The sequence below is a fragment of the Rhodococcus sp. B50 genome, assembly GCF_013602415.1.
In the GTDB taxonomy this organism is placed as follows: Bacteria; Actinomycetota; Actinomycetes; order Mycobacteriales; family Mycobacteriaceae; genus Rhodococcus.
In genome coordinates this window covers 3,781,822-3,791,041 of sequence record NZ_WPAG02000002.1, presented here as the reverse complement: position 1 = coordinate 3,791,041, position 9,220 = coordinate 3,781,822, and the positions used below count along the sequence as shown (strand labels likewise).

The following is a 9,220-nucleotide window of genomic DNA, read 5'->3' as shown; positions in this document are numbered from 1 at the left end:
CCGCGCGTGCGAATTTTCGGGGGGATCGCAAAAGTCGCCATGCCCGACGGGGGTGTGAACGACGACAGTGAGGTGTCGGACGGGGTGGCGTCCGATCGTGTGGTGTCGGATGTCGAACTGCTCGCAGCACACGTCGCGGGCGACCGGCACGCCTTCTCCACCTTGCTGGCACGGCATCACGATCATCTGTGGCAGGTCGCGCGGCGGACCAGTTATTCGAACGAGGACGCGGCCGACGCCCTGCAGGAGGCACTGCTGGCGGCGCATCGGCGGGCGTCGAGCTTCCGGGAGGACGCCGCGGTACGCAGCTGGCTGCATTCGATCGTCGTCAACGCGTGCCTCGATCGCATCCGTCGCAATCGCGTACGCGTGACCGTCCCGCTGTTCGAGGACGATTCGCACGACCTGCGTACGGCGCGCGATCCCATCCGCGACGCCGAGATCGCACTCGACATCGAATCCGCCCTGTTCACACTGCCACCCGAGCAGCGGGCGGCCGTCGTCGCGGTCGACGTCGAAGGTTTTTCCGTCCGGGAGGCAGCGCGACGCCTCGGCATCCCCGAGGGCACGGTGAAGAGCCGGTGTGCCCGCGCGCGGAGCCGGCTCGCGGTTCTCCTCGACGACCTTCGTGCCGACGGGAACCGATTGTGATCCGCCTCCGTCTTACTCTGGTGAGGGATGCCGAGCCGCGGAGGGGAGTCGCGCATGAACGAGGACGAGATGCGTCCGTCGTACTCGGCCGAGGTGCCTCCGTCGTACTCTGCCGGGATGCGTCCGCCGTACTCTGCCGAGTTGCTCGCCGATCTGCATGCGGGTGTCCTCGACGAGGCGCTCGCGGACCGGTTGTGGCCGCTCGTACGTCGCGACCCCGAGGCCGTCGCGTATCTGGCGCGGCTCGACGCGACGCAGGCACGGTTGTCGGCCTTGCGCGATGCTTCGTCGAAGGAATCGATTCCGCCCGAGATCGCCGCGCGGATCGAGTCGGCGCTCGCGGAAGACCGGCCCACCCCGTCCCGGACGCTCGCGCAGCGTCGATGGTGGGCGATGGCCGGTGTGGGGGTGGCGGCCGCGGTGGCGGTGATGCTCGTGATGGTCGTGCGCGGAACCGCTTTCGGCAGCGATGATCCGGCCCGGATTCCCGTCGCGGCCGCCGAGGACGAGGCCCTGCTCGAGCCCTCCACCCTGCGGGCGATGATCGGTGAGACCGATCCCGGTCTCCTCGGCGGCGCCGATCGCCTCCGGGAATGTCTGGACGCGAACGGTTTTTCCGGACAAGCACCCCTCGGTTCGCGCACGGTGCGGTTCGGGGACGACGATGCCGTCCTCGTCCTGATGAGTGGCTCCGACGCTCCCGCATTGACAGCGCTGGTGGTCGGAATCGACTGCGACGCAGACAATCCCGCAACGTTGGCCCGGAGGACGATCGGCTGAGGCGGCGCAGTGCCCGGTCAGCGTTCCGCGACCGTGGAGAGCAGCTCCAGGATTCGGGTGCGCAGGGCCGGCGTGTCGTCCTCCGCGGCGATGAGTCCCGCGAACAGCGCCGACCCCGCCGCCATCACGAGCACCGCTTTGGCATCGATCTCGGCGTCCGAACCGTCACCGTCGGCGAACAGGGCGGTGCTGGGCCCGCTGAACGTGCGCCAGAGCGTGTTGCGGAGGTCGTCGTGGTCGCGCAGCGCCGCGAGGAGCCCTGGTAGCGCAGCGCGGACCTCGGGCCGCGAGAACAGCTCGATACTCTCGGCGACCACCCATTCGATCCAGCCCTTCCGGTCGATGCCGCCGTAGGGCGTCAGGTCGGGTGCCGATCCGAGCAGCGCGTCGAGCACCAGGTGGGCCTTGGTCGGCCATCGACGGGTGAGAGCGGCGCGTCCGACACCGGCGCGGGCGGCGATGGCACGCAGGCTCAGCCCGTCCCAGCCGTGGGAGCGGAGCATCTCGCGGGTGGCGGTGAGGACGTCGTTGTCTATTCGGGGGTCGCGGGGGCGCCCCGGAGCGGTGCTGGGCATGGGATCCGTGATGTCGGGACCGAGTGGGAATCGATCTGGCGCGGAGTGTGACGAGCGTTATAGTCGAAGCGCAATTACGGTACCACTGGCATCGAAAGTAGGGGCATGTCTTCGCCGCGACCCACCGTGTTCGAACCGGCCCGACTCGGGCCGCTCACCCTCCGCAACCGCATCGTCAAGGCGGCGACCTTCGAAGGCGTCATGCCCCGGGGCGCAGTCAGCGACGAACTCGTCGAATTCCACGCCGAGGTCGCCCGCGGCGGCACCGCCCTCACGACCGTCGCGTACTGTTCGGTCTCCCACGACGGCCGCGTCCACCGCGACACCCTCGTACTCGACGCCGACTCCGTCCCCGGCCTGACCCGGCTCACCGACGCCGTGCACGCCGCCGGTGGTCTGGCGTCCGCGCAGATCGGCCACGCCGGACTCGTCGCGAACCAGATCTCCAACAAGATGAAGACGCTCGCGCCGTCCACGCGCATCAGCGCCCCCGCCATGGGGCTCGTCCGCGGCGCGACACTCGAGCAGCTCGATCGGGTGGTCGAGGACTACGCACGTGCCGCGCGCTTCGCCGTCGAGGCCGGATTCGACGCCGTCGAGGTCCACCTCGGCCACAACTACCTGCTCAGCTCCTTCATGAGTCCGAATCTCAACAAGCGCTCCGACAAGTACGGCGGCAGCATCGAGGGCCGCACCGCCTTCCCTCGTCGCGTGCTCGAGGCCGTCCGCACGGCAGTGGGGGAGGGAGTGGCCGTCATCGCGAAGTTCAACATGACCGACGGCGTGCCCCAGGGTTTGTGGCTCGACGAGTCGCTGCCCATGGCCAAGCTCATCGAGTCCGACGGCACCATCGACGCCATGCAGCTCACCGGCGGAAGCTCACTGCTGAACGGGATGTACTTCTTCCGCGGCGATGTGCCGATGAAGGAATTCCAGGAGTCGCAGCCGAAGGTCGTCGGCTGGGGTCTGAAGCTGTACGGGCCGAAGATCTTCCCGAAGCTCCCGTTCGAGGAGGCCTTCTTCCTGCCCATGGCCCGGCAGTTCCGGGAGGAACTGAAGATCCCGCTGATCCTGCTCGGCGGCATCAACCGGCTCGACACCATCGAGACGGCGCTCGACGAAGGCTTCGAGTTCGTCGCCATGGGTCGCGCTCTGCTGCGTGATCCGTATCTCGTCCGCAAGTTCGAGGAGAAGACCGCACACGAAGGTCTGTGCATCCACTGCAACAAGTGCATGCCGACCATCTACACAGGCACGCGTTGTGTGATCCGCGAGACGCTGCGGGACGTGCCCGGCGCGGTCTGAGACCGTCCCGGTTCGCATCGGGAGCGGACCGGTCGGGCGACCGACCGGTCCGTACAGGGCGTCTGTGGCGGGACGCACGGTCGGAGGGGAACAACACCGTTTACCCTGGTGTTGACAGTATCTGTAGGCTGCCGTCCGGTTTCGGCCGGACCGCCGGCAGTTCTTGCGCCCCCGATCACCCAACCGGAAGGCTCCGCCGCATGACGACCTCGCCCACGATTCACGACCTCATCATCGTCGGTTCGGGACCGGCCGGATACACCGCCGCGATCTACGCGGCCCGCGCCGAACTCTCCCCGCTCGTCTTCGAGGGAACCCAGTTCGGTGGCGAGCTCATGACCACCACCGAGGTCGAGAACTTCCCGGGCTTCAAGGACGGGATCATGGGCCCGGAGCTCATGGATCAGATGCGCGAGCAGGCACTGCGTTTCGGCGCCGATCTGCGCACCGAGGACGTCGACGAGATGGACCTGACGGGTTCGGTCAAGACGGTCGTCGCCAATGGCGAGACCTACCGCAGCCACGCCGTCATTCTTGCGATGGGTGCCGAGCCGCGCTATCTCGGCGTGCCCGGTGAGTCGCAGTTGCTCGGCCGCGGCGTCTCCGCCTGTGCCACCTGCGACGGCTTCTTCTTCCGCGACCAGGACATCGCCGTCGTCGGCGGTGGCGACTCCGCGATGGAGGAAGCGACCTTCCTGACACGCTTCGCCCGCAGCGTCACCCTCATCCACCGCCGCGAGGAGTTCCGCGCCTCGAAGATCATGCTCGAGCGCGCCCGCGCCAACGAGAAGATCCGCTTCGTCACCAACGCGAAGGTCGCCGAGGTGCAGGGCGAGAACAGCGTCACGAATCTCGTCCTCGAGGACACGGTCACCGGTGAGCGCAGCGACCTCCCGGTCACCGGCCTGTTCGTGGCGGTCGGCCACGACCCGCGTAGTTCGCTCGTCAAGGGCCAGGTCGACCTCGACGACGAGGGCTACGTGAAGGTCTCGGCGCCGTCCACTGCGACGTCCGTGCCGGGTGTCTTCGCCGCGGGCGACCTCGTCGACCACACCTACCGTCAAGCGATCACCGCCGCCGGCACCGGATGCTCGGCGTCCATCGACGCAGAGCGCTGGCTGGTCGCGAACCGCGAGGTCGCGGCTCCCACGCTCGCCGAAGCCTGATCCACCCCCTTCCACATTCCATCCCGAGATTCAGGAGACCTACGTGGCCGACAACAACGCCAACACCGTCACCATCACCGACTCGTCGTTCGTCGAGGACGTACTGCAGTCCGAGAAGCCCGTCCTCGTCGACTTCTGGGCCACCTGGTGCGGTCCGTGCAAAATGGTCGCTCCGGTTCTCGAGGAGATCGCGGCCGAGCACGGCGACAAGCTGACCGTCGCCAAGCTCGACATCGACGCCAATCCGTCGGCCGCCCGCGACTACCAGGTCATGTCGATCCCCACGATGATCCTCTTCTCCGGCGGCAAACCCACGAAGACGATCGTGGGGGCCAAGGGCAAGGCGGCGTTGCTTCGGGACCTCGCAGACGTCCTGTAGTACCGTCCCAGGATCAACGCTCGGATGTGCCCGTGAGCCCGTTTGCACGGGCACATCCTTCATCCACCCCCCGTTCGATGCTGCCCAGCCCCTCATGCCGGGCACCGATCCGGTCAGCACGGAAAGGCCCGATACATGCGCCCTCTTCGTCACGGCGACCACGGTCCGGCTGTCGCCGAGATCCGGAGCACCTTGGCCGGCCTGGGCTTCCTCCACAACGTGCCCGAGGAATCGGGTGACTGGATGGGATCGGACGTCCCATTCGATCGTGAACTCGACGGAGCTGTGCGTGCGTTCCAGCAGCAACGCGGTCTGCTCGTCGACGGGATCGTCGGCCCCGCGACCTATCGCTCCTTGAAGGAAGCGTCGTACAAGCTCGGTGCGCGCACCCTGATGTATCAGCTCTCCGCTCCGCTCTACGGAGACGATGTCGCGGCCCTGCAGACCCGTCTGCAGGATCTCGGTTTCTACGTCGACCGGGTGGACGGTTACTTCGGTCCGAAGACGCACGAAGGGCTGTGCTCCTTCCAGCGCGAGATCGGCCTCGCCTCCGACGGCATCTGCGGTGCCGAGACCCTGCGCGCGCTCGAACTGCTCGGCACCCGCGTATCGGGCGGTTCGCCCCACGCGATCAGCGAGGAAGAGATCGTCCGCCGCTCCGGGCCGCAGCTCAGCGGCAAGCGCATCGTCATCGATCCCGGTCTCGGGGGCAACACCCACGGCATCATCGTGCCGAGCCCTCACGGTCCCATCTCTGAGGCCGACATCCTGTGGGATCTCGCACGCCGGCTCGAGGGCCGGATGGCGGCGACAGGCATGGAGACCTTCCTGTCGCGGCCGTACCACATGAATCCGACCGACATCGAACGCGCGGGCACGTCCAATGCCTTCGGCGCCGACCTCATGATCTCGCTGCGCTGCGATGCGAGCCGTAGCCCTGCGGCGAACGGAATCGCGAGCTTCCACTACGGCAACTCGCACGGTTCCGAGTCGATGATCGGCCAGGTGCTCTCCGGCTACATACAGCGCGAGATCGTCGCCCGCACGACCCTGCAGGACTGCCGTAGCCACGGCCGCACCTGGGACCTGCTGCGCCTGACCAACATGCCCACGGTGCAGATCGATCTCGGTTACCTCACCAACGAGCACGACGCCTCGCTGCTCGCCGATCCGCGCAGCCGCGACATCATCGCCGAGGCGATCCTCATCGCCGTGAAGCGGCTGTACCTGCTCGGCCAGGACGACCAGCCGACCGGCACCTACACCTTCGCCGAATTGCTCGCCGAAGAGCTCTCCATCTCGGACAGCCGCTGACCGGCCCCCGCACAGACGAGAAAAGGACCGCCCGCAGAGTTTGCGGGGTGGTCCTTTTCTCGTCTGTGTCCGAAAGGACGGTCGATGCTCGGGAGGACGTCAGTGGGCGCCCACCGGCGAACCTGCGGTCAGGTCCGCGACGGTGAGGGAGGACTCCTCGAGGAGCCTGTCGAGCGCGGCCTCCACGGCGACCTTCCATTCGTGGTCACGGTCGAGTTCGAGACGCAGACGCGGATACCGGTGATGCGGTGCGACGACCTCGAAGCCCATGTCTTCGAGGAAATCGGCGTCGATCATGCATTCCGTGTCGGAACATCCGAGTGCGGCCGTCGCGTGCGGCACATCGCTCGCCTCCGCCTCCGCGCCGCGCCGGATTCCGAAGGCTTCGATGGCACGAACATTGCGTCGGACGAGATCGGCGACGACACCCCGGATGAGGTCGGCTCCGACGTCCAGGTCGGCGGCGTGCGGCTCGGTCCGCATGGACGTCAGCAGGATCGCGTCGGCGCTGACGGGTGCGGTGGGGAAGGCCTGAGAGCGAGGAACCATTCCCGGGGGAGCATAGAGCGCGCACCCCGCAGCCTTGTCGCCGATCGTCGCGATCTGGCCGCACGAACCCCACTCGAGAAGGACCATGGACAGCCATGCTTCCTTCTCGAATTCGGGGTCGGCGAAGTGTTGCAGGTCGGGTGACGCGGCGGGATCGATCTCCCAGAACACGCACCGTCGCGCATGAGCAGGTAACTGCTCGATCCCACTCAGCGTGAGCGGTGACACTCGAGTCGACACGGGATAGTTCGCCTCCACGTCTTTCGTCTACAGACTGTTGTCCTGCTCCGACGAGGAGTCAAGGAAGGTCGGTCTGCGACTCCATCATCTTCACGATGCGTTCGAGGTCGTCGACCGAACCGAACTCCACCACGATCTTGCCCTTGCGCTTGCCGAGACTCACGGTGACTCGCGTGTCGAAGGAATTCGACAGGCGCTCCGCGACGTCCTGCAAGCCGGGCATCTGGATGGGCTTCCGGCGCTTCTGCTGCGGAGCGTCAGGGGTGTCGTTGCGGTTGGCGAGCACGACAGCTTCTTCCGTCGCGCGCACGGACAGGCCCTCGGCGACGATGCGTGCGGCGAGTGCTTCCTGGGCGTCGGCACCGGCCTCGAGCGCCAGCAGAGCGCGCGCGTGCCCGGCCGACAGCACCCCGGCCGCCACCCGTCGCTGCACCGCGACCGGCAGCTTGAGCAAGCGGATCATGTTCGTGATGACCGGGCGCGATCGCCCGAGTCGGCCCGCAAGTTCCTCGTGGGTGACCTCGAACTCCTCGAGCAACTGCTGATACGCCGCTGCCTCTTCGAGTGGGTTGAGCTGTACCCGGTGGATGTTCTCGAGCAGCGCGTCGCGCAACAACGACTCGTCTTCGGTGTCGCGCACGATCGCGGGGATCGTGTCGAGCCCTGCTTCCTGGACGGCACGCCAGCGACGTTCGCCCATCACGAGCTGGAAGCGGTCGCCGTCGAGACGGCGAACCACGACCGGCTGCATGAGCCCGAACTCACGGACGGAGTGGACGAGCTCCGCGAGTGCTTCCTCGTCGAAGACCTGACGCGGCTGCTTCGGATTGGGTTCGATCCGGCCGATCGGGATCTCGAGATAGACCGCTCCGGTGGGGGAGGGGAGGAGTTCGCTCTCGGACGCCGCTCCGGACGCTCGTGCCGCTTCGTCCTCGACCGGCTCTGCCGGGGAGGCGGGCGCCGGCGGCTTGCCGTCGCCGATGATGACGTCGGCAGCGGCCGTGCCCAGACCGGACGACGGCAGGTTCAGGACCGACGAAGCCGCGCGACGCGCAGCGGCCGACTTGGGCTGCCCGCCCGCAGCAGGCTTCGCCGGTACGGACGCTGCGGGCTCGGTCGGCGCAGGGGCAACCGAGTCCGTCTTGACCGGAGCGGTGGCCGTAGCGGTCGTAGCAGCGGGGGTCGGCTTCTGCTCGGCGTCCACCGGCGGCCCGGTAGGGATGAGAGCTGCCAGACCTCGACCGAGCCCGCCTTTACGTGTCGCGCTCATCCGTTCCCCTGATTCTCGTGTGCCCCGCGTGCCGCCAACTCGCGCCCGGCGTCGAGGTAGCTCATCGCGCCGCGCGATCCAGGATCGTAGTCGAGAACTGTCATGCCGTAACCGGGAGCTTCGGAAACCTTCACGCTCCGGGGGATGACGGCACGCAGTACTGCGCTGCCGAAGTGGGCACGCACCTCCGCGGCGACCTGATCGGCCAGCTTGGTTCGCCCGTCGTACATCGTCAGGAGAACGGTCGAGACGTGCAGTTCGGGGTTGAGGTGCGACTGGACGAGTTCGATGTTGCGCAGGAGCTGCCCGACACCCTCGAGTGCGTAGTACTCGCACTGGATGGGGATGAGGACCTCCTTCGCGGCGACGAGCGCGTTGACCGTGAGCAAACCGAGGGAGGGCGGACAGTCGATGATCACGTAGTCGAAGTCGCGATCGCCGAGAGCTTTCTTCGTGAGGGCGTTCCGGAGACGGTTCTCTCGCGCCACCATCGAGACCAGTTCGATCTCCGCACCCGCGAGGTCGATGGTCGCGGGGATGCAGAAGAGACGCTCGTTGTGGGGACTCTGCTGCACGGCCTCGGCAGCGCTGATCTCCCCGAGGAGGATCTCGTAACTCGAGGGAATACCGGAGTGGTGCGGCACACCCAACGCGGTGCTCGCATTGCCCTGCGGATCGAGGTCGACGACGAGCACGGACAGACCCTGAACGGCGAGAGCGGAGGCGATATTCACCGCCGTAGTGGTCTTACCCACCCCGCCCTTCTGGTTGGCGATCGTGAAGACTCGACGCTCGCGAGGCTTGGGCAGAGAGTTTGCCTCGCTCGGATGCAGGACCTGGGTGGCGCGATGAGCAGCCGCCCCGATAGGTGTGTCGATAGCGGAGAAACCGTCGAAGGGCACGGGGGAGAAATCGTCCTCGACGCCTCCGGTTTCACGTGAAACAGCGGATTCAGATCCACCCGTCATAGAACACTCCTTACACGTAGATC

At 67.1% G+C, this 9,220-nt stretch carries 10 protein-coding genes; 6 read left to right on the top strand and 4 right to left on the bottom strand.

The features are described from left to right. Nucleotides 1-102: 102 nt before the first annotated feature. A complete protein-coding gene (gene sigM / locus GON09_RS17845) occupies nt 103-651 on the top strand; it encodes an RNA polymerase sigma factor SigM (protein ID WP_213934510.1) in 549 nt (182 codons plus the stop codon). 54 nt (nt 652-705) lie between these two features. Next, the gene (locus GON09_RS17840; protein WP_244865553.1) at nt 706-1,431 is read left to right on the top strand and encodes a hypothetical protein; all 726 of its coding nucleotides are present in this window, start codon (nt 706-708) and stop codon (nt 1,429-1,431) included. 17 nt (nt 1,432-1,448) lie between these two features. Here the strand turns inward: GON09_RS17840 and GON09_RS17835 are convergent, their stop codons facing one another. Next, nucleotides 1,449-2,006, bottom strand: coding sequence for a TetR family transcriptional regulator (locus GON09_RS17835; protein WP_213932947.1), 558 nt, complete (start codon nt 2,004-2,006; stop codon nt 1,449-1,451). Nucleotides 2,007-2,111: 105 nt separating this feature from the next. Here GON09_RS17835 and GON09_RS17830 point away from each other — a divergent pair, with 105 nt between their 5' ends. From GON09_RS17830 to GON09_RS17815, 4 genes are all read left to right on the top strand, one after another. Then, nucleotides 2,112-3,311: an NADH:flavin oxidoreductase gene (locus tag GON09_RS17830; RefSeq protein WP_213932946.1), complete on the top strand. Its 1,200-nt coding sequence runs from the start codon at nt 2,112-2,114 to the stop codon at nt 3,309-3,311. A 200-nt stretch (nt 3,312-3,511) separates the two neighbouring features. Continuing rightward, nucleotides 3,512-4,477 (top strand): thioredoxin-disulfide reductase, encoded by a 966-nt coding sequence (gene trxB, locus GON09_RS17825; protein ID WP_213932945.1) that lies wholly within the window; start codon nt 3,512-3,514, stop codon nt 4,475-4,477. Nucleotides 4,478-4,520: 43 nt separating this feature from the next. Beyond that, complete coding sequence (gene trxA, locus GON09_RS17820) at nt 4,521-4,856, top strand: thioredoxin (RefSeq protein ID WP_016931535.1); 336 nt, start codon at nt 4,521-4,523, stop codon at nt 4,854-4,856. A gap of 135 nt (nt 4,857-4,991) precedes the next feature. Next, entirely contained in the window at nt 4,992-6,170 is a 1,179-nt protein-coding gene (locus GON09_RS17815) for an N-acetylmuramoyl-L-alanine amidase (protein WP_213932944.1), read from the top strand. A gap of 99 nt (nt 6,171-6,269) precedes the next feature. Here GON09_RS17815 and GON09_RS17810 read toward each other — a convergent pair whose 3' ends face one another. Genes GON09_RS17810 through GON09_RS17800 form a run of 3 tightly spaced genes read right to left on the bottom strand, consistent with a single transcriptional unit; the run spans nt 6,270 to nt 9,197 of the window. Further along, entirely contained in the window at nt 6,270-6,959 is a 690-nt protein-coding gene (locus tag GON09_RS17810; protein ID WP_213932943.1) for a GNAT family N-acetyltransferase, read from the bottom strand. 58 nt (nt 6,960-7,017) lie between these two features. Next, nucleotides 7,018-8,229 (bottom strand): ParB/RepB/Spo0J family partition protein, encoded by a 1,212-nt coding sequence (locus tag GON09_RS17805; RefSeq protein ID WP_213932942.1) that lies wholly within the window; start codon nt 8,227-8,229, stop codon nt 7,018-7,020. Beyond that, entirely contained in the window at nt 8,226-9,197 is a 972-nt protein-coding gene (locus tag GON09_RS17800; protein WP_213932941.1) for a ParA family protein, read from the bottom strand. The genes GON09_RS17805 and GON09_RS17800 overlap by 4 nt, the downstream gene beginning before the upstream one ends. Nucleotides 9,198-9,220 lie beyond the last annotated feature (23 nt).

Excerpts from the sequence above, each read along its gene's own strand:
- GON09_RS17840 (WP_244865553.1), top strand. The coding sequence starts at position 706 with ATGAACGAGGACGAGATGCGTCCGTCGTACTCGGCCGAGGTGCCTCCG.
- GON09_RS17835 (WP_213932947.1), bottom strand. The coding sequence starts at position 2,006 with ATGCCCAGCACCGCTCCGGGGCGCCCCCGCGACCCCCGAATAGACAAC.
- GON09_RS17830 (WP_213932946.1), top strand. The coding sequence starts at position 2,112 with ATGTCTTCGCCGCGACCCACCGTGTTCGAACCGGCCCGACTCGGGCCG.
- trxB (WP_213932945.1), top strand. The coding sequence starts at position 3,512 with ATGACGACCTCGCCCACGATTCACGACCTCATCATCGTCGGTTCGGGA.
- GON09_RS17815 (WP_213932944.1), top strand. The coding sequence starts at position 4,992 with ATGCGCCCTCTTCGTCACGGCGACCACGGTCCGGCTGTCGCCGAGATC.
- GON09_RS17805 (WP_213932942.1), bottom strand. The coding sequence starts at position 8,229 with ATGAGCGCGACACGTAAAGGCGGGCTCGGTCGAGGTCTGGCAGCTCTC.
- GON09_RS17800 (WP_213932941.1), bottom strand. The coding sequence starts at position 9,197 with ATGACGGGTGGATCTGAATCCGCTGTTTCACGTGAAACCGGAGGCGTC.